Below are 25,931 nucleotides of genomic sequence, written 5' to 3'. Positions count from 1 at the left end.
AGCAACTTTGCGGCGGCTCGTGTGTCTGTGTGAAGTCAGGGGGCTGCCGTCGAGGCAGCCCCCTGTTTTCTATCATCACTTGGTGTGAGGATTGCTCTGGTGAACCTTGTCGCTCTGGAGTCCCCTGCTCAGCTCGCTGCCGAACTGGCGGCCGCGGTTCAGTACCGTGGTCGCAAGGCCAGTCGCGAAGGTAGCGAGCAGCGCCGCCAGGCCATCCTGGAAGCGGCCTTGCGTATCGTCGTACGAGAGGGGCTGCGTGGCGTGCGGCACCGCGCGGTAGCGGCCGAGGCCGATGTGCCGCTGTCGGCCACCACGTACTACTTCAAGGACATCGGTGATCTGATCGCCGACAGCTTCGCCCTGTTTGTGCAGCGCAGCGCGGCCAAGCTGGCGGCGCTGTGGGCCGGGGTGGACGAGGACTTCCAGCGCATCAGTGCGGCCATCGAGCAGAATCCGGCGGCGCGCTGCGACATGGCCGCCCATATCATCGACCTGACGGTCGAACACGTGCAAAGCAAGGTCCGCAGCCATGATGACGAGTTGCTGGTGGAGCTGGCCTTCCGCCAGGAGGCGCTGACCAACCCCGAACTGCGCGCCCTGGCCCTGGCTCACCAGAGCCTGCGTTTTCGCTTTGCCGAGCGTGCTTTGCGGGCAATCGGCTCTGGCGCGCCTTTCGAGGATGCCCAGGTGTTGACTACGCTTATTTTGCGGATGGAATATCATGCCGTTGTCGACGGGGTGGACGACTTTGATCTAGAGGCCCAGCGCGCTGTTCTGCAGCGTTTTCTGGATCTGGTTATCGGGCAATGAGTCCCAGCCCTGCTTCGGCGGGGCTTTGTGTTTCTGGCCTGCCCGAATTCTCACAAGGAGTGCGAAATGATTGCCTGGCGCGTGGCGATAGCCGCCCTGAGTTGCCTGCTGTTGAACGGTTGTCTGGTGACTTTCAAGGAACCGATTCCTGCCAACGAAGCAGCGCCGATTCCACTACTTGGTGACTGGGAGCGCCAGGACGAATGGGGTGACCAGCAGTATCTGAGCATCTCCCGCGCAGGCTCCAACCTCTACCGAGCCAGGGTCTGGAGTGAAGTCGACGCGGAAGTCGAAGAGCCTGAGGAATATGGCTTCACCGTTTCCCATCATGGTCGTCGCTGGTACGTTTCCGCCGGCCTGCCAAAGCGCATGGGTGCTAACTTCGCGATCGCCGGCTTCGAGCTGACGGCGAAGAATGAGCTGGTGATCTACAACCTGGACGTCGAGCGTATCCTTCAGGAAATGGACAGCGGTGTGCTGCAAGGTCAGCCGGTAGAAACGCCTGAAGGAGAGGGCGTGCTGGTCACCAGCAATCTGGACAAGGTCTTCGCCTACCTGGACGACCAGGCCAACTCGGATGTCTTCGTCGAGGTTGCGCGTTACCAGCGCAGCGCCGAATAAGGGGCGTCCATGAGTCGGCAGGAGGATTACCACGACATCATCCGAGCCTTGTCCGGGCGCCTGGTAGAGGCGCAGACGCCGATCCGTGTGCTCGATGCGGTGAAGTGGGACGACGGGGTGCGGGAGGCCTTTCTCGCGGCCAAGGGCAAGGCGCTGCCAGCGGTCGATCGTGGCTATTACGACAGCCGCCCGTTGGCGTTCGATCCGACGCAGAAGAAGCTGGAATTCCAGAGCATCGAGCGCGATATCACCCGTCAGCTCGGCCAGTTCAACCCGGCCGGACAGATCATGCGGCGCATGTGCAAGGAATACCGCATGGTCATTCGCATGCTCGAAGCCCGCGGTACCGCTGACTTCGGGGTGATCTCCCAGGAGCTGTACGGCGCCGCCTCCGACGCTTTCCACGCTGGTGATCCGACCCTGGCCGACCTGGGCGTGATGCTGTCCGAGTACCTGAACAACATCGCCGAGCGCGGTGACCTTGAGGCCGAGCCCAAGATGCTCACTGCCAAGGATGCCGTGGATATCCTTCAGCAGCGCCTGGCGAGGGTGTTTGGTGATGACACCGTGCGGGTGTTCGAGTCCGACGGCATAGTCGCCGACGCTGCCGCTGGCGCTGATTACATCAAGATCCGCGCCGACGCCCTGTTCAACGAGCGCGATGTGCGTGCGCTGGAAGTGCACGAGGGGCTGGTGCATGTGGGCACCACGCTCAACGGCCTCAATCAGCCGATCTGCACCTTTCTGGCCAAGGGGCCGCCCTCGTCGACCGTGACCCAGGAGGGTCTGGCCATCCTCATGGAGGTGATCGCCTTCGCCTCCTACCCGACTCGCCTGCGCAAGCTGACCAACCGCACCCGTGCCATCCATATGGCCGAGGAGGGTGCCGACTTCATCGAGGTCTGCCAGTTCTACCGTGAGCAGGGCTTCAGTCTGGAGTACGCCTACAGCAATGCTTACCGTGCCTTCCGGGGCTCGACTCCGACCGGACTGCCGTTCACCAAGGATCTGTCCTACCTGAAGGGCTTCATCCTCATCTACAACTACATCCAGCTGGCCGTGCGTAAAGGCAAGCTGGAGCAGATTCCGCTGCTGTTCTGCGGCAAGACCACCCTGGAAGACATGCGCACCCTGCGCCAGCTGGTGGACGAGGGGCTGGTGGTGCCACCCAAGTACCTGCCGCCGCAGTTCAGCGATCTCAATGCGCTGTCTGCCTGGATGTGTTTCTCCAACTTCCTCAACCACCTGAGCCTGGATCGCATCGAGGCGGACTATGCGAATATCCTCTAGGTCTGAGCGCTCTGCTCCCCTCGCCCACTTGTGGGAGAGGGGCCGGGGGAGAGGGTGGGGCGCGGCCCTCTCCCCAGCCCTCTCCCGTAAACGGGAGAGGGGGGTGATTACCCACAGCCCGTAGTCCGGATGCAATCCGGGGGCGCCCATCCCGGATTGCATCCGGACTACCGATCAAGGAGCCCCCACGCATGCCCAGCCATCAACTCGACTACGAAATCCTTGGCGCTTCGGCGCAGGCCGTGGAGATCATTCTCGATCCTGGCGAGACGGTGATCGCCGAGGCGGGCGTGATGAACTACATGACCGAGGGTATCCGCTTCGAGACGCGCATGGGTGATGGTGCTAGCACTGGCATGCTGGGCAAGCTGTGGGGGGCCGGCAAGCGCCTGCTCACGGGGGAGTCACTGTTTATGACCCACTTCAGCAATGCCGGCCAGGATCGCCAGCGGGTTGGCTTCGCCGCGCCTTACCCGGGCACCGTGGTGCCCATCGATCTGGGTCAGGTCGGTGGCCGGCTGATCTGCCAGAAAGATGCCTTTCTCTGTGCCGCCCATGGCACTTCGGTTGGTATCAGCTTCAGCAAGCGCCTGGGCGCCGGCTTCTTCGGTGGCGAAGGATTCATCCTGCAGAAGCTGGAAGGCGATGGTTTGGCTTTCGTGCACGCCGGCGGCACGGTGATCCGCAAGGAGTTGAACAACGAGACCCTGCGCCTGGACACCGGCTGCCTGGTGGCGTTCACCAGCGGCATCGATTACGACATCGGCCTGGCTGGAGGGTTGAAGAGCATGCTGTTCGGTGGCGAGGGCATCCTCCTGGCCACCCTCAAGGGCACTGGGACTGTGTGGGTTCAGAGTCTGCCGTTCTCGCGACTGGCGGAGCGCGTCTACGAGGCCACCTTCAAGGCGCGCGAGGAAGTCCGCGCCGGAGGCAAGTGATGCGCGCTGCACTGCTGGTGCTGTTTTTGCTACTTCAGGGCTGCAGCACCTGGTTGTTCTACCCGGTCAAGGGGTTACCGATCACGCCTGAAAAAGCCGGGTTGGAATACCGTGATATTTGGTTGCAGGCCGCTGACGGCACGCGTCTGCATGCCTGGTGGCTGCCGGCGAAGGAGGGCGTCGAGGTCAAGGGCACCGTGCTACATCTGCACGGCAACGGCGGCAATCTGGCCTGGCACTTGGGCGGCAGTTACTGGCTGCCGGAGCAGGGTTACCAGGTTCTGCTACTCGACTACCGTGGCTATGGCCTGTCCGAAGGCGAGCCGCTGTTGCCCGAGCTGTATGAGGATATCGACGCCGCTTTTGCCTGGCTGAATAAGGCGCCGGAAACCCAGGGCAAGCCGTTGGTGCTACTGGGCCAGAGCCTGGGGGGCGCGCTGGCGGTGCATTACCTGGCCGGGCATGCCGACAGCCGGGCCAAGCTCCACGCGCTGGTGCTCGACGGCGTACCGGCCAGCTATCGCGAAGTCGGCCGCTATGCGCTGGGCAATGCCTGGCTGACCTGGCCGCTGCAGATTCCCCTGTCCTGGCTGGTGCCGGATGGCGACAGCGCCATCCGCGCCATGCCGCAAGTGACTGGCGTGCCGATGCTGATCTACCACAGCCTGGATGATGAGGTCGTACCCCTTGCCAATGGCGTACGCCTGTATCAGGCTGCGCCCCCGCCGCGGGCTTTTCAGCCGACCCGCGGTGGCCATGTGCAGACCTTTGCCGACCCGACCTGGCGCGAGGTGATGCTGCGTTACCTCGAAGATCCACGCAGTTTCGTCGGCCTGCGGCGCCTGGTCGAGGTTCCCGATCCCAACTCACCCCAGTAAGTGATGAACGCCATGAGTGAAGAACGCAACGCCATTCCCCTGATCCTCACCGGCATCGCCAGCATCGTTGGCACCGTGGCGGTGCTCTGGTACTACGGTTACGTGCATTTCGCCAAGGAGGAGGACGCCCTGTTGCTGGCGGACTTCACCATGCTCAAGACCATTCCCGGTGAGGACTACAAAGTCTCTCTGAAGCCGGCCAACCAGGTGGCGCAGTGCATTGATGGCGTGCTGGTGCTGTTCGATACCCAGCAAAAGGGCCTGACCGGCGTGCTGGTGGACAGCAAGAAGCAGGCAGTGCGCTGCATGGGGCAGGAAACCCCGCAGGCGCAGTAACACCCACACTCAGTGCTTGGCGCTGTCTTGCTGCGACAGCATGTCCTGCAGGTAGCGTCGTGACAGGGCCAGAAAGCGTGGCGTAGGGCCAATATCCTCGAACAACGGGTCGCCTTGCTCGTCGGTAGCCACCACTTTGCTGCCCTTCACATAGGGCAGGCTGGCTTCCAGTTCCTCCAGCGCGGCGCCGATGAGTTCACCAAGCAGCTCTTCCGTGCTGCGCTTGGGGTACATCTCGGCCAGGGCCGCCAGGCGTGCCGCGGACTCCAGGTCGAGGTGGATGTGGAATTGGCTGCGGGTCAGGCGACCCTTGGCGTTCTGTTCCCAATGGCGCACGAGTTCCCTGATCTTCATAGTCACCTCGGTTGCCCATTCGTGGTGGGCGGCAATCCTGCCGGGTAGGTCTGCATCCCGGCCCACGGGGCTTGTAGCCTCGTCCTCTAGAGCCTAGACCGCCGTGCGCAAGCTAGGGCAGATTTGTCGCTTGCTTGAAAGAACAGGACGCCCTGTGCAAGCTGGAGTTCAATCCGGTGCCGGAGAAAAGGGTCATGGCGGAAATCGATGCGCGCCTGCGCGAAGACGTTCACCTGCTCGGCGAGTTGCTGGGCGACTGTATTCGCAGTCAGCTTGGTGAGGCCTTTCTCGACAAGATCGAGCTGATCCGACAGGGGGCCAAGGCAGGGCGCCAGGGCTCCTCGGCCGGAGAACAGCAACTGCGCGAAACCCTTGCCAGCCTGGACGATGACGAGCTTCTGCCGGTGGCGCGGGCCTTCAACCAGTTCCTCAACCTGGCCAATATCGCCGAGCAGTACCACCGTATTCGTCGGCGCCGCCCGGGCGAGGCGCAACCCTTCGACGACCGGGTGCTGGCCGAGTTGCTGCAACGCCTGGTCGCCGACGGGCACAAGCCGGAACAACTGGCCCGACAGATTGCCCGGCTGGATATCGAACTGGTGCTCACCGCCCATCCCACCGAAGTGGCGCGGCGCACCCTGATCCAGAAGTACGATGCCATTGCTGCCCGCCTGGGCGAGCTCGATCACACGGATCTGTCGCCCGCCGAGCGTGATGAGGTGCAACTCGGTCTGCGCCGTCTGATCGCCGAGGCTTGGCACACCGAGGAAATCCGCCGCAGCCGGCCCACCCCGGTAGATGAAGCCAAGTGGGGCTTCGCGGTGATCGAGCATTCGCTGTGGCACGCCGTGCCGAGTTTTTTGCGCAAGGCCGACCGGGCCCTGCAAGAGGCCTGCGGCCTGCGCCTGCCACTAGAGGCGGCGCCGGTGCGCTTTGCTTCATGGATGGGGGGCGACCGCGACGGCAATCCCAATGTCACTGCCAGTGTGACGCGCGAGGTACTGCTGCTGGCGCGCTGGATGGCCGCGGACCTGTACCTGCGCGATGTCGATCAGCTGGCTGCCGAGCTGTCCATGCACCAGGCCAGCGATGAGCTGCGCCTGGTGGTTGGCGTCCATCCCGAGCCCTATCGAGCACTGCTCAAGCAGTTGCGCGAACGCCTGCGCGCCACGCGTGCCTGGGCCCAGGCGGCATTACAGGACGATATTGCGGCCGACGAAGCTGTGCTGCATGACAACCGCGAGCTGCTTGATCCACTGGAGCTGTGTTACCACTCGCTGCACGCCTGCGGCATGGGCGTGATTGCCGAAGGAGCGCTGCTCGACTGCCTGCGTCGTGCCGCCTGTTTTGGCCTGTTCCTCGGTCGTCTGGACATCCGTCAGGATGCCGCTCGGCATGCCGCAGCACTGGGCGAGATCACCGACTTTCTCGGGCTGGGCAACTACGCCGAGTGGGATGAAGAGCGACGCGTGGAGTTTCTCCTGCGCGAGTTGGACAGTCGTCGTCCGTTACTGCCCCCCCAGCATCGCCTGTCGGCCGAGACCGCCGAGGTGCTGGCCACCTGCAAGGTGATCGCCGCTGCGCCAGCCGCTTCGCTGGGCACCTATGTGATTTCCATGGCCGGCGCGCCCTCCGATGTGCTGGCGGTGCAACTGCTATTGAAGGAAGCTGGTGTGCAACGGCCGATGCGGGTTGCACCGCTTTTCGAGACGCTGGACGACCTCAATCATGCCGGCCCGGCCATTGACCGGCTGCTTGGTCTGCATGGCTACCGTGCGCGCCTGCACGGCCCGCAGGAAGTCATGATCGGTTACTCCGACTCGGCCAAGGATGCCGGCACCACGGCCGCCGCCTGGGCCCAGTATCGAGCGCAGGAAGCCCTGGTCGAGGTATGTCGCCAGCACAATGTCGAGCTGTTGCTGTTCCATGGTCGCGGCGGCACGGTCGGGCGTGGCGGTGGTCCGGCTCATGCGGCCATCCTGTCGCAGGCACCCGGCTCGGTAGCCGGGCGGTTCCGCATCACCGAGCAGGGCGAGATGATCCGCTTCAAGTTCGGTCTGCCACGCCTGGCCGAGCAGAATCTCAACCTTTACCTGGCCGCGGTGCTGGAGGCCACCTTGCAACCGCCGCCTGTGCCCAAGCCCAGCTGGCGTGCGGTCATGGATCGTCTGGCCGAGGAGGGCGTGGCGGCCTATCGCGGCGTGGTGCGCGAGCATCCGCAGTTCGTCGAGTATTTCCGCCAGGCCACGCCAGAGCAGGAGTTGGGGCGCTTGCCGTTGGGCAGTCGGCCGGCCAAGCGCCGCGCCGGCGGTGTGGAGAGCTTGCGCGCCATCCCCTGGATCTTCGCCTGGACCCAGACTCGTCTGATGCTGCCGGCTTGGCTGGGCTGGGAGCGCGCACTTGGCAACGCGATTCAACGTGGTGAAACGGCACTGCTGGAGGAAATGCGCGAGGCCTGGCCGTTCTTCCGCACTCGTATCGATATGCTGGAGATGGTGCTGGCCAAGGTCGAGTTGGGCATCGCCGAGCTGTATGATGAGCGCCTTGTCGACGCACAACTGCGACCATTAGGTGCGGATTTGCGCGACCTATTGTCGCAGTGCCGCATGTTGGTGCTGAGGCTGACTGCTCAGTCCGAGCTGCTCACCCACAGCCCGGAGACGCGCGAAGCGATCACCGTGCGCAACATCTATCTGGACCCGCTACACCTGCTCCAGGCCGAGCTTCTGGCCCGTTCCAGGCAGCGGGTGGATGAGGTGGACAGCCCTCTGGAACAGGCGCTGCTGGTCAGTGTTGCTGGCATCGCGGCGGGCCTGCGCAATACCGGTTGAAGGGCCCCGGATCTCCGACTTTCGGTGGCTTGTGCCGTACCGGGGTGCTGTGTATCGTGATCACCCTTTTGGCTGCTCGATAGCGCCGAAGCCCTGATTTCAACGAGATTGGCCCCACGAGGCGAGTCCGACGTCTTTCTGTCATTTTTCGAGGAGTACTCCGATGCGCGTGATTCTGCTGGGGGCGCCCGGTGCCGGCAAAGGTACCCAGGCTGGTTTCATCACCAAGAAATTCGGTATTCCGCAGATCTCCACCGGTGACATGCTGCGCGCTGCCGTCAAGGCGGGCACCGAGCTGGGCCTGCAGGCCAAGAGCGTGATGGATGCCGGTGGTCTGGTCTCCGACGACCTGATCATCAATCTGGTCAAGGAGCGCATCGCCCAGCCGGATTGCGCCAACGGTTTCCTGTTCGACGGTTTCCCGCGCACCATTCCCCAGGCCGAGGCCATGAAGGAAGCGGGCGTGACCATCGACAACGTGGTCGAAATCGCCGTTGACGACGAAGAGATCGTTCAGCGTATCGCTGGCCGTCGTGTGCACGAGGCCAGTGGCCGCGTCTACCACGTGGTCTACAACCCGCCGAAAGTCGAAGGTAAGGACGATGTGACCGGCGAAGACCTGGTGCAGCGCAAGGACGACACCGAAGAAACCGTGCGTCATCGCCTGTCGGTCTACCATTCGCAGACCAAACCGCTGGTGGACTTCTACCAGAAGTTGTCCGCTGCCGAAGGCACGCCGAAGTACAGCGCCATCGCCGGTGTTGGTTCGGTAGACGAAATCACCGCCAAGGTACTCGCTGCCCTCAGCTGATCGGCCATGCGTCGTTGGGAAACGGCCTTCGGGCCAGCCTCAGGCTGTTACTCCCGTCGATCGTTTCCCGCCTAGCCTTGTGCTAGCTCGCTCGATCAGTCAGATCTTCAACGGCCCGCTATTGCGGGTCGTTGGCGTTTATAATGCCCGCCTTTTTCTGACCGGATACGCCGATGACCACTCTGCTGGCCCTGGATACCGCCACCGAAGCCTGCTCCGTTGCCCTGTTGCACGAAGGCCGGGTGCTCAGTCACTACGAGGTGGCGCCGCGTCTGCATGCCCAGTTGCTGCTGCCGATGGTGCAGCGGGTTCTGGATGAAGCCGGTGTAGCGCTGTCGGCGGTGGATGCCATTGCCTTTGGCCGAGGTCCTGGCGCGTTTACCGGCGTGCGTATCGCCATCGGCGTGGTGCAGGGGCTGGCTTTCGCCCTGGATAAGCCGGTGTTGCCGGTGTCCAATCTGGCCGTGCTGGCCCAGCGCGCCTTGCGTGAACACGGTGCACAGCAGGTCGCAGCCGCCATCGACGCGCGCATGGATGAGGTCTACTGGGGCTGTTATGCCGCCGAGCAGGGCGAGATGCGCCTGCAAGGCGTCGAGGCGGTGTTGCCGCCGGAACAGGCGCTGTTGCCGCGCAATGCCGAGGGCGACTGGTTTGCCGCTGGAACAGGCTGGGGTGCTTACGGCTCTCGTATTGCCCTGAAACCCATTGCCTGCGACGGTGCCATGCTGCCGCATGCCGAGGATCTGCTCGCCCTTGCCGGATTTGCCTGGCAGCGTGGCGAGGCGGTGCCTGCCGATCAGGCGCAGCCCGTCTATCTGCGTGACAACGTCGCCACACCGAAGCACCCGGTTTGAGCCGACACCTTTGGTCTGTTGCCCGGGGGGGTAAAATTGCCATTTGCATTCACCGCCGCTACATTGCCACCCACGTGTTCCGAGCAGTAAGCGATGCGCATCGACGGTCTTAACTTTTCCTATCCGCTGGATCGCAGCCCACGACCGGGCAGTGCGGTCACGCCTTTGCGTGAAAGCCAGCGCGAGGTTGAGGAGCGTCGCGAGCAACCCAGCTCCGCATCGGCCAGCCAGGGATTTGAGCAGATCGCCCAACCTCGCCGGGTTCAGGCTGGCACCTCCTCCAGTGAAAATCTGCCGGCCCGCAACCAGGATGCCTACGAACAGCCGCGCAACCTCAGCGCCCGCGCCAATCAGGCCCTGGCTGCCTATGGCAACACTGCCAGCTATACCTCCGATCGCGACGCCAGCGAAATTCTCGGGCTCGATCTCTACGCCTGATGCTGCCGTATTTCCTCGGCTGCCCGTCCTGGAACGAGCCTGCCTGGCGCGGCTCCTTCTACCCGGCCGACCTGCGCCCAGGGCAAACCTTGGCGCACTACGCCGCCACCTTCAACGCGGTCGAGGGTAATACCACCTTCTATGCCCGTCCGTCGCTGCAGACCGTGCAGCGCTGGGCCGAGCAGATGCCGATGCATTTCCGCTTTTGCGCCAAGCTGCCACGTGACATCAGCCACGGTGGCGATTTGCGTGATCACCTGGATGCCACTGTCGACTTCCTCCAACTGCTGGCGCCGTTGGGCGAACGCGTCGCGCCGCTGTGGCTGCAGCTGCCGGCCAGTTTCGGGCCGGATCGTTTGGTTGAGCTGTTGACCTGGCTGGACGAACTCTCTGGGCGCACTGTCGCCGTGGAGCTGCGCCACCCGGCCTTCTTCGCCAAGGACGAAGAGGAACGCCTGCTCAACCGCGAGCTGCAGGCGCGCGCGGTGGAGCGCATCTGCCTGGACTCACGGGCGCTGTTTGCCTGCACTTCGCGTGATGCGGCGGTGCTGCATGCCCAGGCCAAGAAGCCGCGTTTGCCGGTGCGGCCGACCGCTTTCAGCGCCAGCCCGCAGCTGCGCTTCATCGGCGGGCCGGATTTGGATGCCAACCAGGCCTTCCTCGAACCCTGGCTGGACAAGGTGGCCGCCTGGATCGAGCAGGGGCTATGCCCCTACGTGTTCCTGCACACGCCGGACAACCACCTGGCCGCCGCTCAGGCGCAGCGTTTTCACCATGCGCTGATGCTGCGCCTACCTGGCTTGCCGGCGCTGGCGCAGGTTGAGCCTGAGGTCGAACAGCTCGGTCTGCTCTGAAAGCAAGGCTCAATCGCATGAATGCGGCTAGGGTTGCTTTATCCATCCGGGCAAGGAGCATCGATATGAGTGCGCAACGAGAGCGTGGTGAGGCCTTCCAGCGGTTGCACCAGGGTGAGGGTCTGCTGATTCTGCCCAACCCCTGGGATGCAGGCTCGGCCAAGATGCTCGCTCACCTGGGCTTCCAGGCGCTGGCCACGACCAGTGCGGGCCTGGCGTTTGCCCTGGGGCGGTGCGATGCCGAAGGCGCGGTCAGCCGTGATGAGGCGCTGGCCAACGCCCGTGCCATCGTCGCGGCGACGCCGCTACCGGTGACTGCTGATCTGGAAAATGGCTACGGCGACAGCCCCGAGGCCTGTGCTGAAACCATTCGCCTCGCTGCCGAGATAGGCCTGGTCGGCGGCTCCATCGAAGATGCCAGTGGGCGCGCCGCGGCCCCGATCTACCCGCTCGACCTGGCCGTTGCGCGCATTCGTGCTGCGGCCGGGGCTGTTCGGGCGCTGGACGTTCCCTTCACCCTGACCGCCCGTGCCGAGAACTTCCTGAACGGCCGTGCGGACCTTGACGATACCATCCGTCGACTGGTGGCTTATGCCGAAGCGGGGGCCGATGTGCTCTATGCACCGGGCCTGACCACGCGTGAGCAGATTCGTGCAGTGGTCAGCGCCGTAGCGCCCAGGCCGGTCAATGTGCTGGTCGGCTCGCCGAGCCTGCACCTGTCCATGGCCGAGCTGATCGAGCTGGGGGTGAAAAGGGTCAGCGTCGGCTCCAACCTGGCGCGGGTTGCCTACGGCGAGTTCTTCATCGCCGCCGGAGAGCTGGCACGTGGCAGCCTGATCGCCATGGGTGAGGCGATGCCCTTTGACGAGATCAACGAGCTGCTCCGTTGAGCGGATGCAATAGCGGACCTTGGGGCTGCTGATCAACATTCGCTGGACTGGGGTGCTGTTGCGTATGTGCTGCTAACGCCGTGCCAGCAGCAGGTCGGCGGCCTGGCCGTTGCGACCGTCGGTGAACTCGAAGCGGCCGAGCTGGGCGATCTCATCGTAGGCGCCTAGAGCCAGCTTGACGTCGCTGGCCTGCAGTTCGATGGCGGCGACGCCGGCCTGGCTCAGGCTTTGGGTCTGCTGGCGGCCCTCGGCGTCGAAGCGCAGCAGGCGTAGGCGTTCGAATACGGCATCTGCAGCATCAATGCGGCCATCGCGGTTGTCATCGTACTTGGCCAGCTCGGCGAAACCATTGGCGGCACCGTTCTGGTCGCCGAACAGCTCGCGGCCGTCGTCGATGCGGCCATTGCCGTTGCGGTCCAGCGCCAGCAGGGCATCGTCGCCGCTGGGGGCGCTGATCTGGTCGCTGCGGCCGTCGGCGTCAAGGTCGAAGCGCACTGCATCATTCAGGCCGCGCGTCGTGAAGCCATTGCCGGCCAGGTCCAGCACCAGTGGGTCGGTCTTCTGCGGCGGAGGATTGGCGGTGACGTTCAGCTGCAGTTCGCGCTGTTGCAAAACCTGCTGGAAGCTGGCGAGCTGGGCGCCGCTATCGACCACCGTGGCGGCGGTCGGCGCCGGTTGGCTGGCCTCTTCGATCTTGCCGGCGGCCTGCTCGGAAGGTGGCACCTCGCCCTTGGGCATCAGCGTGCGGCGCAGAATCTGGTAGTCGAGGGAGTCGCGCAACCCAGCGTCAAGTTGCTGGTCCAGGGTCGTGGGGCGGGGGGCGGAGAGGGCGTCGATCATGCTGGAACTCGGTGCGGCCGGCACGGGCCACGTCTGGCAGAATAGGCATCACCCTGCTATCGGCCATGTGCCGTTTCGATTGAGCGTTTTTTGAGCATATTTTCTGATGAGTGATGAGCGGCCTATAACCAGAATTCGTGTCGAGGCCCTGCAGCCCGGCTGCGCTGACGCGGCCGCCGCCTGGGCCGTGCGCCTGGGCCTGCCATTGCAGGGGGAGGCTGAGTTCGCCTTGCAATTGGGTGACGAGGGGCTACAGCTCGCCGAACTGGGGCCGCAGGCACCGGGGCCGGTGCGGGTGGATTTCGTCGAGGGTGCGGTGGCGCACCGTCGGCTCTACGGCGGCGGCAGCGGGCAGATGATCGCCAAGGCGGTCGGCGTGCAGTCCGGGGTTCGCCCTCAGGTGCTGGACGCCACGGCGGGGCTGGGTCGTGACGCTTTCGTGCTGGCGACGCTGGGCTGCGAGATGACTCTGATCGAGCGTCAGCCAATCATCGCCGCGTTGCTGGAAGACGGGCTTGCCCGTGCCGCGCGCGACAGTGAGGTCGGCCCGATCACTGCGCAGATGCGTCTGCTGACCGGCAATGCCATCGAGCTGATGCAGCAGTGGCAGGGCGAGGCGCCTCAGGTGATCTACCTGGATCCGATGTTCCCGCACCGCGACAAGAGTGCGCTGGTGAAGAAGGAAATGCGCCTGTTCCGCCCGCTGGTGGGCGATGACATGGATGCTCCGGCCCTGCTTCAGGCAGCGCTGGCCTTGGCGACCCACCGGGTGGTGGTCAAGCGCCCGCGCAAGGCGCCGATCATCGAAGGCGCCAAGCCGAGCTATGCGTTGGAGGGCAAGTCCAGCCGCTACGACATCTATCCGAAGAAGGCGCTGAAACCTCAGGGCTGATAAGCGCGCACGAACAGCTCGACGACTTCCCGAACATGGGCCTCTGCGGCGGTGGCATCCAGGGGCTCGCTAATGCCCATCAGCAGGCGGAAGTTGCCACCGCCCTTGATCAGGCAAAAGAAGTGCTCGGCGGCGCTTGCCGGGCTTCCAATCTTCAGCAGGCCCCGTGCATTGGCCTGTTCCAGCAGATGCTGCATGGCCTGTATCACGCGCTGCGGCCCGGCGTTGTAGAACAGGCGGGCCAGCTGTGGGTTCTGTGTTCCCTGGGCAACCATCAGGCGATGCATGGCCAGGGATTCTTCGCTGTTGACCAGTCCATTGAAGCCGCGCCCGATGGCCAGTAGTGCCGTTTCGATGCTGGCCTCCGCCTTCAGTTCGAAATACAACGGCGGTAGCTGCTCCTCGCACTTGGACTCCACCGCGCAGGCGAACAGGGTCTCCTTGTCGGTGAAGTGGCTGTACACCGTGAGCTTGGAGACGCCGGCTTCGGCGGCGATGGCGTCCATGCTGCTGCCTTCGTACCCCTTCTGCATGAACAAACGCTTGGCTGCTTCGAGAATGGCCAGGCGTTTGGCGGGGTCCTTGGGCCGTCCGGGGCCACTGGTTGGCTGTAACAGTTTGTCGGACATTCGCACCTTTAATACTGGACCGATGAGTTTGCTATTTTTACTATACCGGGCAGTATAAGTATTCCAAGCTCCTTTTGCGAAAGGTCATCCGTCATGTCCCGCCGTGCCTTGTCCCTTGCTGCGTCGTTATCCCTGATCTCCCTGCTCGCCGCGTGCGGCAATGGTGAAACCGTCGAGGCGCCGCCGCGCCCGGCCATGGTGGTGCAGCCGCAGCCGGCGGCTGATGCAGTGGACACCTACCCCGGTGAAGTACGGGCCCGCTACGAGCCGGAGCTGGCTTTCCGTATCGGCGGCAAGATCAGTAAGCGCTTGGTGGATGCCGGTGATCGGGTACGCAAGGATCAGCCTCTGGCCGAGCTGGATGCCGAAGACGTGAAGCTGCAACTGGAGGCCGCGCGCGCCCAGGTACATGCCGCCGAGGCCAACCTCAAGCTGGTGCGCGCCGAGCGCGATCGCTACAAGGCGCTGCGTGAGCGCGAGCTGATCAGCCAGTCGCAGTTCGATAACGTGGAAAACCAGTACCGCGCCGGCGAAGCGCGGGTACGGCAGATTCGTGCCGAGTTCGATGTGGCCAACAATCAGGCCGGCTATGCCGTATTGCGGGCCTCGCAGGACGGTCTGATTGCACGGCGCCTGGGCGAAGTGGGCCAGGTTGTTGCGGCGGGGCAGACCGTGTTCACCCTGGCCGCCGATGGCGAGCGCGAGGTGCTGATCAACCTGCCGGAGCAGGCGCTGGAACGATTCCGCATTGGCCAGGAGGTCAGCATCGAGCTGTGGTCGCAACCGGATAAACAATACCCCGGCACTATTCGCGAACTGTCCCAGGCCGCCGATGCGCAGTCGCGTACCTTCGCCGCACGGGTGACCTTCAGCGATGCCAAGGTCAAGGCCGATGTCGGGCAGAGCGCTCGTGTGTCGATTCGCTCCCAGGGCGAGGTGCCGCTGTCGGTGCCGATGTCGGCGCTGACTGCGGAGAAGGGCAGTCCTTACGTCTGGGTCATCGATCCCAAGACTTCTACGGTGGTGCGCACGCCGGTACGCGTCGGTGCCTACGGTCAGGAGCGGGTGTCGATCCTCGAGGGCCTGAAGGAAAGCGACTGGGTGGTTGCTGCCGGCGTGCAGGTGCTGCTCGACGGGCAAAAGGTGCGCCCGGTGGATCGCGACAACCGCATGGTTGCGCTGGCGGGCAAGGAGTAAGCCATGTCCTTCAACCTGTCCGAATGGGCGTTGCGCAATCGCAGTATCGTCCGTTACCTGATGATCGTACTGGCGGTGATCGGTGCGCTGTCCTACACCAAGCTGGGTCAGAGCGAGGACCCGCCCTTCACCTTCAAGGCCATGGTGGTGCGCACCGACTGGCCGGGTGCCACTGCCGAGGAAGTCTCCCGGCAGATCAGCGAGCGCATCGAGAAGAAGGTGATGGAGACCGGCGACTACCAGTTCGTCATGTCCTATTCACGGCCTGGCGAGTCGGTGGTTACCTTCATCGCGCGCGACGATATCGTGTCGAAGAATATCCCCGAGCTCTGGTACCAGATCCGCAAGAAGGTCGGCGACATTCGCCACACGCTGCCGCCAGGCATTCGCGGCCCCTTCTTCAACGACGAGTTTGGCACCACCTACGGCAACATCTACGCGTTGACCGGCAAGGGCTTCGATTACGCGGTGATGAAGGACTACGCCGACCGCCTGCAGCTGCAGTTGCAGCGGGTCAAGGACGTAGGCAAGGTCGAGCTGCTCGGCCTACAGGACGAGAAGATCTGGATCGAGCTGTCCAACGTCAAGCTGGCCACCCTTGGATTGCCCTTGGCGGCGGTACAGCAGGCGCTGGATGAGCAGAACGCGATCAGCTATTCCGGCTTCTTTGAGGCGCCGACCGATCGCGTGCAGCTGCGCGTCTCCGGGCGTTTCGAGACGGTGGAGCAGATTCGCGATTTTCCCATCCGTATCGGTGACCGCACCATCCGTATCGGCGACGTAGCCGAGGTGTATCGTGGCTTCAACGACCCGCCCGCGCCGCGCATGCGTTTTATGGGCGAGGATGCCATCGGTCTGGCTGTGTCGATGAAGGCGGGGGGGGACATCCTGCAGCTGGGCGAGGCGCTGGAGCAAGAATTCGCTCGTATGCAGAACGACCTGCCGGTGGGCATGGAGCTGCGTAAAGTGTCGGATCAGCCGGCGGCGGTGAAGGCCGGCGTGGGCGAGTTCGTCCGGGTGTTGGTCGAGGCGCTGGTGATCGTGCTGCTGGTCAGCTTCTTCTCCCTCGGCCTGCGTACCGGCCTGGTGGTGGCGCTGTCCATTCCGCTGGTGTTGGCGATGACGTTCGCCCTGATGCACTACTTCGGCATCGGTCTGCACAAGATTTCCCTCGGTGCCTTGGTGCTGGCGCTGGGACTGCTGGTGGACGATGCGATCATCGCCGTGGAGATGATGGCGATCAAGATGGAGCAGGGCTACGACCGCTTCCGTGCGGCCAGCTACGCCTGGAGCAGCACGGCGTTCCCCATGCTCACCGGTACCCTGATCACCGCCGCCGGCTTCCTGCCGATTGCCACCGCGCAGTCCGGCACCGGTGAGTACACCCGCTCGATCTTCCAGGTGGTGACCATCGCCTTGCTGGTGTCCTGGATTGCGGCCGTGGTCTTCGTGCCCTACCTCGGTGATCGCCTGTTGCCGGACCTGGCCAAGCTGCACGCCAAGAAGCACGGCGGTAGCGCCGAGGGGCATGACCCGTATTCCACGACCTTCTATCAGACCGTGCGCGAAGTCGTGGAGTGGTGCGTACGTCGGCGCAAGACGGTAATTCTGGTGACGGTCGGCCTGTTCATCGTCTCGCTGGTGCTGTTCCGCTTCGTGCCGCAACAGTTCTTCCCGGCTTCCGGGCGGCTGGAGTTGATGGTCGACATCAAGCTCACCGAAGGCTCGTCGCTCAAGGCCACCGAGGAGCAGGTCAAGCGTCTGGAAGCCAAGCTCAAGGATCATCCGGGTATCGACAACTACGTGGCCTATGTCGGTAGCGGCTCGCCGCGTTTCTACCTGCCGCTGGACCAGCAGTTGGCGGCCACGCGCTTCTCCCAGTTCGTCATCCTGACCAAGTCGATCAAGGAGCGCGAAGAGGTCCGCAAGTGGCTGATCCAGGTGATGGATGAGGACTTCCCCCACGCCCGTACCCGTGTGTCGCGCCTGGAGAACGGCCCGCCCGTGGGCTTCCCGATCCAGTTCCGCATCAGCGGCGAGCACATCAGCGAAGTGCGTGACTACGCCCGCCAGGTGGCGGCCAAGGTGCGTGAGAACCCGCATGTCACCAACGTGCACCTGAACTGGGAAGAGCCGAGCAAGGTGGTCTACCTGAACATCGACCAGGAGCGCGCCCGCGCCCTGGGCGTGAGCAGCGCCGACCTGTCGCGGTTCCTGCAGAGCTCGCTGACCGGCTCCAGCGTCAGCCAGTTCCGCGAGGACAACGAGCTGATCGAGATTCTCCTGCGCGGCACCGTGCGCGAGCGTCAGGCCCTGGAATTGCTGCCGAGCCTGGCGGTACCCACCAGCAGTGGCAAGAGTGTGCCGCTGTCGCAGGTGGCGACCCTGGAATACGGTTTCGAGGAAGGTGTGATCTGGCATCGCGACCGCTTGCCAACCGTCACTGTGTACGGCGATATCTACGGTGGCGAGCAGCCTGCCAGTCTGGTCAAGCAGATCCTGCCGACCCTGGAGCCGATTCGCGCGGCGCTGCCCAGTGGCTATCTGCTGGAAGTGGGCGGCACGGTGGAGGACTCTTCGCGAGGTCAGAAGTCGGTGAATGCCGGCGTACCACTGTTCATTCTGGTGGTGCTCAGTTTGCTGATGCTGCAGCTGAAGAGTATGTCGCGTTCGGCCATGGTGTTCCTCACCGCGCCGCTGGGGCTGATCGGCGTGACCCTGTTCCTGTTGATCTTCCAGCAGCCGTTCGGCTTCGTCGCCATGCTCGGCACCATTGCCCTGAGCGGCATGATCATGCGCAACTCGGTGATTCTGGTTGACCAGATCGAGCAGGACATCGCAGCCGGTATGGATCGCTGGCACGCCATTATCGAGGCCACCGTGCGGCGCTTCCGTCCCATCGTGCTGACCGCGCTGGCGGCGGTGCTGGCGATGATTCCGATGTCGCGCAGCGTGTTCTTCGGGCCGATGGCGGTGGCCATCATGGGTGGGCTGGTGGTGGCCACGGCGCTGACCCTGCTGTTCCTGCCGGCACTGTATGCGGCCTGGTTCAGAGTCAAGGAAAGCGAGGCACGCTAAGTGTGGCGTGAATGAAAAAGCCCGGCCTATGTGCCGGGCTTTTTTATTGCGTGCTCGGGTCGAGCTGGTTGGGGCGGTAACCTGTTGCACTCGCAGGGGATTTCGCGGCTGAAGCCGCTCCCACAAAATATCAGGCACTGCTTGTGGGAGCGGCTTCAGCCGCGATTAACGGGGCCTGTAACGATAGTTACTGCAGCGCTCAAAGCGCGCCAAACACCTTCTTGGCCAGGCTGGTGGCGGCGCCGGCCGGGTTCTGGCGGATGCTGACTTCCTGTTCGGCGATCACCTTGAACAGACCGTCCAGGGCCTTCTCGGTCACGTAGTCCTCGACCTTGGCGCTTTTCGCGTCGACCACGCCGAAGGCCGCCGCCTGGCCGGCGAAGCTGTTGTACTGCTGCACCAGGCCGACCTTGTCGGTGGCCTGCTTGACGATGGGCAGGAACTTGGCACGGATCGCCTCGCGGCTGCTCTGGTTCAGGTACTGGGTGGCCGAATCGTCGCCGCCGGCGAGGATGGCCTTGGCGTCGGTGACGGTCATCTTCTTCACCGAGTCGAGCAGGATCGCCTGCGCCTGCGGCACGGCGGCTTCGGCGGCCTGGTTCATGCTGGCTTCCAGTTCCTCCACTTCGGCCCCCATGCCCATCATCTTCATGGTTTTGGCGGCCTTGCCCAGCTTGCCAGGCAATTCGATACGCACTTCGTCGTTGTTGCTGAAGCCGCCCGGCTGACCGAGCTGTTTGACGGCAATCTGCGCGCCCTGGGTCAGGGCGTCCTTGAGGCCGCCGCTGGCGTCGCTCTGGGTCAGGTCGGCAAGGGACAGGGCAAAGGCGCTGGCCGACAGCAGCAGGCCGGCGGTCAGGGTGGTGAGGCGGAGCATGGAGACATCCTTATTGGGTGGAGTGGGGGGAGCTTATCGAACTGCCGGCTCCGGCCAAAGTTATTCGTAAGGTGCCCGTTCGTCGGGACATCCCGGCGACGCCCCCACTCGGCGGCCTGCAAGAGCCGGTGCTTCTATGCTCAATAGAGTCGCGCTGTGCGAGGTGCAACCTGCTTGAGTGGTTGTTTTTGGTGGTTGCACTAGGTTGCACCTTTTCTGGCTGTGAGAGTAATCTCCCGCCACGCGTTTTGACGCTCCACCAGATAGGAATACCCAGATGGCTACTACCACCCTCGGCGTGAAACTCGACGACGCCACCCGCGAACGTCTGAAGCAGGCCGCGCAGTCGCTGGATCGCACCCCCCACTGGCTGATCAAGCAGGCGATCTTCAATTACCTGGAGCAGGTCGAAGCTGGCCTGACCCCGGCCGAGCACTCCGGTCTGGCCGCTGCCGCCGGTGAAGAGTCGGTGGAGAACCTGACCGAACAGGGGCTACAGGTGTTCCTCGATTTCGCCGAGAGCATCCTGCCGCAGTCGGTGCTGCGTGCCGCCATCACCAGCGCTTATCGCCGCCCTGAAACCGAGGCGCTACCGATGCTGCTGGAGCAGGCGCGTCTGCCGAAAGAGCAGGCCGACGCCGCCAACAAGATGGCCTTAGGGATTGCCGAGAAGCTGCGCAACCAGAAGAGTGCCGGCGGCCGTCAGGGCCTGGTGCAGGGCCTGCTGCAGGAATTCTCGCTGTCGTCCCAGGAAGGCGTGGCGCTGATGTGCCTGGCCGAGGCGCTGCTGCGCATCCCGGACAAGGCCACCCGCGACGCCCTGATTCGCGACAAGATCGCCAACGGCAACTGGAGCCAGCACCTGGGCCAGAGTTCGTCGATGTTCGTCAACGCCGCCAGCTGGGGTCTGCTGATCACCGGCAAGCTGGTGTCGACGCACAATGAAGAAGGCCTGTCCTCTTCGCTCAACCGCCTGATCGGCAAGAGCGGCGAGCCGGTGATCCGCAAGGGTGTGGACATGGCCATGCGCCTGATGGGCGAGCAGTTCGTCACCGGCGAGACCATCGGCGAGGCGCTGGCCAACGCCAGCAACATGGAAGCCAAGGGCTTCCGCTACTCCTACGACATGCTCGGTGAAGCGGCGCTGACCGAGGAAGACGCCAAGTGCTACCTGGCTTCCTACGAGCAGGCCATCCATGCCATCGGTAAGGCGTCCCACGGCCGCGGCATCTACGAAGGCCCGGGCATCTCGATCAAGCTCTCCGCCCTGCACCCGCGCTACAGCCGCGCGCAGTACGACCGGGTGATGGACGAGCTGTTCCCGATCCTGCTGAACCTGACCAAGCTGGCCAAGCAGTACGACATCGGCATCAACATCGACGCCGAGGAAGCCGACCGCCTGGAAATCTCCCTCGACCTGCTCGAGCGCCTGTGCTTTGCCCCGGAACTGGCCGGCTGGAACGGTATCGGCTTCGTCATCCAGGCCTACCAGAAGCGCTGCCCGTACGTGATCGACTACGTCATCGACCTGGCCAAGCGCAGCCGCCACCGCCTGATGATCCGCCTGGTCAAAGGCGCCTACTGGGACAGCGAGATCAAGCTGGCGCAGGTCAACGGCCTGGAAGGTTACCCGGTGTACACCCGCAAGCCGTACACCGACGTTTCCTACGTTGCCTGCGCGCGCAAGCTGCTGGCCGTGCCGGAAGCCATCTACCCGCAGTTCGCCACCCACAACGCCCACTCGCTGTCGGCCATCTACCAGCTGGCCGGGCAGAACTACTACCCGGGCCAGTACGAGTTCCAGTGCCTGCACGGCATGGGCGAGCCGCTGTACGAGCAGGTGGTCGGTTCGGTGAAGGACGGCAAGTACGCGCGTCCGTGCCGCATCTACGCCCCGGTCGGCAGCCACGAAACCCTGCTGGCCTACCTGGTGCGTCGCCTGCTGGAAAACGGCGCCAACACCAGTTTCGTCAACCGCATCGCTGACCACAGCATCTCGCTGAAGGACCTGGTGCTCGACCCGGTCGAGCAGGTCGAGCAGATGGCGGCTCAGGAAGGCACCCTCGGTCTGCCGCATCCGCGCATCCCGCTGCCGCGTGACCTGTATGGCGAGGACCGTCTGAACTCCGAGGGCATCGACCTGGCCAACGAACACCGCCTGGGCTCGTTATCCTCGGCGCTGCTGTCGTCGACCAACACCGTCTACGTCGCCGGCCCGATCCTCGGCTGCGACACACCGAACCCGGGCCCGGCCGAGCCGGTGCGCAACCCGGCCGATCATCGCGATGTGGTGGGCCATGTGCATGAGGCCAGCGAGGCCGACGTCAAGAGCGCGATTCTCTGCGCCCTGTCCAGCGGACAGATCTGGCAGTCGACTCAGCCGGCCGAGCGTGCCGCCGTACTGGAGCGCGCCGCCGACCAGATGGAAGGCGAGATGCAGCAGCTGATGGGCCTGCTGGTGCGCGAGTCCGGCAAGACCTTCGCCAACGCCATCGCCGAGGTGCGTGAGGCGGTCGACTTCCTGCGTTACTACGCCGCCCAGGCGCGCAGTTTTGGCAACGACAGCCACCGCCCGCTGGGGCCGGTGGTGTGCATCAGCCCGTGGAACTTCCCGCTGGCGATCTTCACCGGTCAGGTCTGCGCCGCGCTGGCCGCCGGTAACACCGTGCTGGCCAAGCCGGCCGAGCAGACTCCGTTGATCGCAGCGCAAGCTGTGCGCATCCTGCTGGAAGCCGGCGTGCCCGGCGGTGCCGTGCAGCTGCTGCCGGGCCGTGGTGAAACCGTTGGTGCCCGCCTGGTGGGTGACGAGCGCGTGCGTGGCGTGATGTTCACCGGCTCCACCGAAGTGGCCGGCATCCTCCAGCGCAACATCGCCGGTCGTCTCGACGCCCAGGGCCGCAGCATTCCGCTGATTGCCGAAACCGGCGGCCTCAACGCCATGATCGTCGACTCCTCGGCGCTCGCCGAGCAGGTAGTAGTCGACGTGGTCAACTCTGCTTTCGACAGCGCCGGTCAGCGTTGCTCGGCCCTGCGCGTGCTGTGCGTGCAGGCTGATGTGGCAGACCGCGTGGTGGAGATGCTCAAGGGCGCCATGGCCGAATACCGCGTCGGTGCGCCGGAGCGCCTGCACACCGACATCGGCCCGGTGATCGACGCCGAGGCCAAGGACAATATCGATACCCACATCGCCAAGCTGCGCGAGAAGGGCCGCAAGGTGTTCCAGTGCGCCCGTTCCGAGGCCGACGAGATCAAGCGCGGTACCTTCGTGGTGCCGACCCTGATTGAGCTGGACAGCTTCGACGAGCTCAAGCGCGAGATCTTCGGCCCGGTGCTGCACGTGGTGCGCTACCAGCGTGCCGATCTGGGCAAGCTGCTGCAGCAGATCAACGACAGTGGCTATGGTCTGACTCTCGGCGTGCACACCCGCATCGACGAAACCATCAACCAGGTGGTCGGCAGCGCCAAGGTCGGCAACCTGTACGTCAACCGCAACGTGGTTGGCGCCGTGGTCGGCGTGCAGCCGTTCGGCGGCGAGGGTCTGTCCGGCACCGGTCCGAAGGCCGGCGGCCCGCTGTACCTGTACCGCCTGCTGTCGACCCGTCCGCAGGAAGCCGTGGCCCAGCAGCTCAAGGGCGACAACGTGCAGGCGCTGGACGTGCCGGCCGAGCTGGCCAAGGCGCGCGCGGCGTTTGCCGAGTGGGCGACCAAGCAGGAGCCGGCTGTCGCCGCGCTGTTCGAGCAGTACCTGGGCCTGACCCAGAGCTTCAGCAGCCACCTGCTGACCGGCCCGACCGGCGAGCGCAACAGCTACACCCTGCTGCCGCGTGAGCGTGTGCTGGGCCTGGCCGACGAGCGCAGCGACCTGCTGGCACAACTGGCCGCGACCCTGGCGGTGGGCAGCCACGCGCTGTGGCTGGAAAGCCAGCGCGCGCTGTACGCCGAGCTGCCGAAAGAGGTGCAGAAGCGTATCGAACTGGTCGCCGACTGGAGCACGGTCGACGCCGAGTTCGACGCCATCCTGCACCACGGCGACTCCGATCAGCTGCGTGAAGTCTGTCAGCTGGCCGCGCAGCGCAAGGGCGCCATCGTCAGCGTGCACGGCCTGAACAAGGGCGAGACCGACATTCCGCTGGAGCGTCTGCTGATCGAGCATGCCCTATCGGTCAACACCGCAGCGGCCGGCGGCAACGCCAGCCTGATGACCATCGGCTGACGGCCTGTGCCCGGTCGCCGCAAGGCGGCCGGCTTGCTCTCAAACGCGAGTCCGAAATATTGCCTTGGAAAGCTGACTGAAAGCTTTCCCGGGCATGCTTCGGCCACGGGCTAAAACGCCTGAAAGGAACAGCATGAACGCACTCTTTATCGGTTATGGCCGTATGGGCAGCGCCATCGGCGAGGCCTGGCTGGCCGCCAAGCTGGTGGACAGCATCAGTGCCGTCGACCCATACCTGCAGTCATCCAGAAGCGCCACCCTGTATTCCAGCCTGGAGACGCTGCCGCAGCAGCCCTTCGAGCTGATCGTGGTGGCGACCAAGCCGGGTTATGCCTGCCAGGTGCTGGGCGAGTTGCCGAACGCTGTTTGCCAGGGCGCGGTGGTGATTTCCGTGGCGGCCGGCGTGACCTGCGCCAGCCTCAGTCAGGGGCTGCGCCAGCGTTGCCCGGTGGTGCGGGTGATGCCCAACACGCCGGTGCTGGTCGGCGCCGGTTGCACCGGCATGTTCAGCGCCGATGCGCTGGAGGCGGAGCGTCGCGAGCAGATCGCCCACCTGTTCAATGCGGTGGGTAAGGCCTATTGGGTCGCACAGGAAGGCCAGCTGGATGCGGTCACTGCGCTGTCCGGCAGTGGTCCGGCCTACTACCATCTGTTCAGCGAGGCGCTGGCCAATGCGGGGGTGGCTCTGGGCCTGCCGGCCGAGCTGGCCAAGGCCCTGGCGGCACAAACCGCTTTCGGCGCCGCCTCGTTGCAGGTGCAGCCGCAGGCCGATTTCGTAGAACTGCGTACCGCCGTGACCTCGCCGAATGGCACCACGGCGGCCGCGATTGCCCGCTTCGAGCAGGACCAGGCCCTGCGCCAGCTGGTCGAAGCAGCAGCCCGGGCGGCCTTTGTCCGCTCCCAGGAGCTCTCCCAGGGCGCCTGACCCGGCCCAGGGCGCAAGCCCGCGGCCACGTCGGATACACCGCAAGGGGGCTACCCGCCCGGTATCTGGCGCTTCCTACCTCGAGCCGACTCGTGCGGCACCCGGCCAGGCCACAAGCCCGGCCAGCAAAAAGCCCGGCGTCCGTCGGGCTTTTGCTTTTCTGGACCTCACTCCAGCGGTCAGACTGCCGTCCTGTTCCTGTTTTCGCACTCAAAGGCTGCCCCTTGGCGCGGGTGAGTGAACCGATCCAGCCTCTCGGGGTCTGTCTGCTGTCGGCCTAGTCGGTGGCGGTGGCATGGCCATTTGCCGCATGGCTAGCTCAGCCCGTGTGCCTGGCCGACCTCTTGTCGTGCCCGTTGACCGGGTGTTGTGTTCCCGCCAGATGAAGATTGTCCAATGTCCCGATCCCTTCCTTCCCTTGCCTGTTTCTCCTCGTTTCAGTTGCGTGCCCTGTGCGCCAGTCTGCTCGGCGGCTTGCTGAGCGCCGCCAGTCCGGCCTGGGCGCAGGAGAAGGGCGGCAATAGCCGCTGGGTCAGCGACAGCCTCAATACCTATGTACGCAGCGGCCCCACCGATGGCTATCGCATCGTCGGTACGCTCAGTTCTGGGCAGAAGGTCGAGTTGCTGCGCAGTCAGGGCGATTACAGCCAGGTGCGCGGGGAAAATGGCGACGCGGTGTGGATTCCTACCCGCGACCTGCAGGACATGCCCGGCCAGGCCGAGCGCCTGCCGCAGCTGCAGCAGAAGGTCGCCGATCTGAGTGCCGAGCTGAAGGGTATCGATGACACCTGGAAAACCCGGGTGCAGGGCATGCAGGAGACCCTGGACTCACGCAAGGCGCTGATCGACGAACTGCAGGCTGCGCGCAGTGATCTGGACAGCCAGTTGAACCAGGCTCAGGCCGAACTGCGCGAGGCCCGAGCCCAGCTGGGTGAAGAGCGCCAGCAGGTGCTGATGACCTACATGGTCTACGGCGGCGGCATCGCCGGAGCGGGTTTGTTTGCCGGCCTGATCCTGCCGACCATGCTGCGGGTGCGGCGCAAGCGCAACGATCAGTGGTTGTGAGCAGGCCCTCAGGCCTCTGCCTGCCAGCTCAGGGTCAGGGCTTCCTGCCAGGCGAAGCGCTCGAAGTGGCTGGCCACCACGTTCTGTAGGCGTTCCAGGCTTTCCTGATCCTGGGTCTCCACGCGCAGGCGCAGGCCGCCTTCCTCGGCCTGCAGCAGTGACAGGCCGCTGTCGAACTGGATGCGGCCCTGCTGCTCGTCGAAATTGACCGGGATCTTGTGGGCGAAGTGTTTGCACAGGCGGCTGATATAGCGGGCTGGTGTTTCGGTAGCGACGAAGGCGCTGCTGCGGTAAGTGGTCATAAGGCTTC

Annotated in this window: 23 protein-coding genes; 18 read left to right on the top strand and 5 right to left on the bottom strand. The window is 64.5% G+C overall.

Going from position 1 to position 25,931, the window contains the following annotated elements:
• Positions 1-96: 96 nt before the first annotated feature.
• The 6 genes from P7A97_RS10690 to P7A97_RS10665 all read left to right on the top strand — a co-directional run bounded on the left by P7A97_RS10690 (position 97) and on the right by P7A97_RS10665 (position 4,873).
• Complete coding sequence (locus P7A97_RS10690; protein ID WP_277690002.1) at positions 97-810, top strand: TetR family transcriptional regulator; 714 nt, start codon at positions 97-99, stop codon at positions 808-810.
• A gap of 66 nt (positions 811-876) precedes the next feature.
• Complete coding sequence (locus tag P7A97_RS10685; RefSeq protein ID WP_277689922.1) at positions 877-1,431, top strand: hypothetical protein; 555 nt, start codon at positions 877-879, stop codon at positions 1,429-1,431.
• Positions 1,432-1,440: 9 nt separating this feature from the next.
• Positions 1,441-2,721 carry a flavohemoglobin expression-modulating QEGLA motif protein gene (locus P7A97_RS10680; RefSeq protein ID WP_277689921.1) on the top strand — a complete coding sequence of 427 codons (1,281 nt, stop codon included), beginning with the start codon at positions 1,441-1,443 and terminating at the stop codon, positions 2,719-2,721.
• Between the two features lie 191 nt (positions 2,722-2,912).
• Positions 2,913-3,659, top strand: coding sequence for a TIGR00266 family protein (locus P7A97_RS10675; RefSeq protein WP_277689920.1), 747 nt, complete (start codon positions 2,913-2,915; stop codon positions 3,657-3,659).
• Positions 3,659-4,537, top strand: a complete 879-nt coding sequence (locus P7A97_RS10670) for an alpha/beta hydrolase (protein WP_277689919.1) — start codon at positions 3,659-3,661, stop codon at positions 4,535-4,537. The genes P7A97_RS10675 and P7A97_RS10670 overlap by 1 nt, the downstream gene beginning before the upstream one ends.
• A 12-nt stretch (positions 4,538-4,549) precedes the next feature.
• Positions 4,550-4,873, top strand: coding sequence for a hypothetical protein (locus P7A97_RS10665; protein WP_277689918.1), 324 nt, complete (start codon positions 4,550-4,552; stop codon positions 4,871-4,873).
• Positions 4,874-4,882: 9 nt separating this feature from the next.
• On the opposite strand, the gene P7A97_RS10660 is transcribed toward P7A97_RS10665, so the two are convergent.
• Entirely contained in the window at positions 4,883-5,227 is a 345-nt protein-coding gene (locus P7A97_RS10660; RefSeq protein WP_277689917.1) for a pilin assembly protein, read from the bottom strand.
• Between the two features lie 194 nt (positions 5,228-5,421).
• Between P7A97_RS10660 and ppc the strand changes: the two genes are divergently transcribed.
• From ppc to P7A97_RS10630, 6 genes are all read left to right on the top strand, one after another.
• Positions 5,422-8,058 carry a phosphoenolpyruvate carboxylase gene (ppc, locus tag P7A97_RS10655; RefSeq protein WP_277690001.1) on the top strand — a complete coding sequence of 879 codons (2,637 nt, stop codon included), beginning with the start codon at positions 5,422-5,424 and terminating at the stop codon, positions 8,056-8,058.
• A gap of 163 nt (positions 8,059-8,221) precedes the next feature.
• Positions 8,222-8,869, top strand: coding sequence for an adenylate kinase (gene adk, locus P7A97_RS10650; RefSeq protein ID WP_076579664.1), 648 nt, complete (start codon positions 8,222-8,224; stop codon positions 8,867-8,869).
• A gap of 173 nt (positions 8,870-9,042) precedes the next feature.
• Positions 9,043-9,723 (top strand): tRNA (adenosine(37)-N6)-threonylcarbamoyltransferase complex dimerization subunit type 1 TsaB, encoded by a 681-nt coding sequence (gene tsaB / locus P7A97_RS10645; RefSeq protein WP_277689916.1) that lies wholly within the window; start codon positions 9,043-9,045, stop codon positions 9,721-9,723.
• A 93-nt stretch (positions 9,724-9,816) separates the two neighbouring features.
• Positions 9,817-10,161 (top strand): hypothetical protein, encoded by a 345-nt coding sequence (locus tag P7A97_RS10640; RefSeq protein WP_277689915.1) that lies wholly within the window; start codon positions 9,817-9,819, stop codon positions 10,159-10,161.
• Positions 10,161-11,015, top strand: coding sequence for a DUF72 domain-containing protein (locus P7A97_RS10635; protein ID WP_277689914.1), 855 nt, complete (start codon positions 10,161-10,163; stop codon positions 11,013-11,015). Before P7A97_RS10640 ends, P7A97_RS10635 begins: the two co-directional genes overlap by 1 nt.
• A gap of 65 nt (positions 11,016-11,080) precedes the next feature.
• Positions 11,081-11,905: an isocitrate lyase/phosphoenolpyruvate mutase family protein gene (locus P7A97_RS10630; RefSeq protein WP_277689913.1), complete on the top strand. Its 825-nt coding sequence runs from the start codon at positions 11,081-11,083 to the stop codon at positions 11,903-11,905.
• Positions 11,906-11,977: 72 nt separating this feature from the next.
• Here P7A97_RS10630 and P7A97_RS10625 read toward each other — a convergent pair whose 3' ends face one another.
• Positions 11,978-12,745: a hypothetical protein gene (locus P7A97_RS10625; protein ID WP_277689912.1), complete on the bottom strand. Its 768-nt coding sequence runs from the start codon at positions 12,743-12,745 to the stop codon at positions 11,978-11,980.
• Positions 12,746-12,851: 106 nt separating this feature from the next.
• Here P7A97_RS10625 and P7A97_RS10620 point away from each other — a divergent pair, with 106 nt between their 5' ends.
• Positions 12,852-13,637 (top strand): class I SAM-dependent methyltransferase, encoded by a 786-nt coding sequence (locus tag P7A97_RS10620; RefSeq protein WP_277689911.1) that lies wholly within the window; start codon positions 12,852-12,854, stop codon positions 13,635-13,637.
• Here P7A97_RS10620 and P7A97_RS10615 read toward each other — a convergent pair.
• Entirely contained in the window at positions 13,628-14,266 is a 639-nt protein-coding gene (locus tag P7A97_RS10615; RefSeq protein ID WP_277689910.1) for a TetR/AcrR family transcriptional regulator, read from the bottom strand. The two genes, P7A97_RS10620 and P7A97_RS10615, sit on opposite strands and share 10 nt — an antisense overlap.
• A gap of 93 nt (positions 14,267-14,359) precedes the next feature.
• Between P7A97_RS10615 and P7A97_RS10610 the strand changes: the two genes are divergently transcribed.
• Complete coding sequence (locus P7A97_RS10610; RefSeq protein ID WP_277689909.1) at positions 14,360-15,463, top strand: efflux RND transporter periplasmic adaptor subunit; 1,104 nt, start codon at positions 14,360-14,362, stop codon at positions 15,461-15,463.
• Between the two features lie 3 nt (positions 15,464-15,466).
• Positions 15,467-18,541: an efflux RND transporter permease subunit gene (locus P7A97_RS10605; protein ID WP_277689908.1), complete on the top strand. Its 3,075-nt coding sequence runs from the start codon at positions 15,467-15,469 to the stop codon at positions 18,539-18,541.
• A 199-nt stretch (positions 18,542-18,740) separates the two neighbouring features.
• Here the strand turns inward: P7A97_RS10605 and P7A97_RS10600 are convergent, their stop codons facing one another.
• On the bottom strand, positions 18,741-19,418 hold the full coding sequence (locus P7A97_RS10600) for a DUF4197 domain-containing protein (RefSeq protein WP_277689907.1): 678 nt from the start codon (positions 19,416-19,418) through the stop codon (positions 18,741-18,743).
• A gap of 277 nt (positions 19,419-19,695) precedes the next feature.
• Here P7A97_RS10600 and putA point away from each other — a divergent pair, with 277 nt between their 5' ends.
• From putA to P7A97_RS10585, 3 genes are all read left to right on the top strand, one after another.
• Positions 19,696-23,631: a trifunctional transcriptional regulator/proline dehydrogenase/L-glutamate gamma-semialdehyde dehydrogenase gene (putA, locus tag P7A97_RS10595; protein WP_277689906.1), complete on the top strand. Its 3,936-nt coding sequence runs from the start codon at positions 19,696-19,698 to the stop codon at positions 23,629-23,631.
• 133 nt (positions 23,632-23,764) lie between these two features.
• Positions 23,765-24,556: a pyrroline-5-carboxylate reductase gene (gene proC / locus P7A97_RS10590; RefSeq protein WP_277689905.1), complete on the top strand. Its 792-nt coding sequence runs from the start codon at positions 23,765-23,767 to the stop codon at positions 24,554-24,556.
• Positions 24,557-24,952: 396 nt separating this feature from the next.
• Positions 24,953-25,621: a TIGR04211 family SH3 domain-containing protein gene (locus P7A97_RS10585; RefSeq protein ID WP_277689904.1), complete on the top strand. Its 669-nt coding sequence runs from the start codon at positions 24,953-24,955 to the stop codon at positions 25,619-25,621.
• Positions 25,622-25,629: 8 nt separating this feature from the next.
• Here the strand turns inward: P7A97_RS10585 and P7A97_RS10580 are convergent, their stop codons facing one another.
• On the bottom strand, positions 25,630-25,923 hold the full coding sequence (locus P7A97_RS10580) for a DUF2218 domain-containing protein (protein ID WP_277689903.1): 294 nt from the start codon (positions 25,921-25,923) through the stop codon (positions 25,630-25,632).
• Positions 25,924-25,931 lie beyond the last annotated feature (8 nt).

The sequence above is a fragment of the Pseudomonas sp. GOM6 genome (assembly GCF_029537485.1).
In the GTDB taxonomy this organism is placed as follows: Bacteria; Pseudomonadota; Gammaproteobacteria; order Pseudomonadales; family Pseudomonadaceae; genus Aquipseudomonas.
Note: the sequence above shows the minus strand (reverse complement) of the source record. Positions and strands in the feature narration are given on the sequence as shown.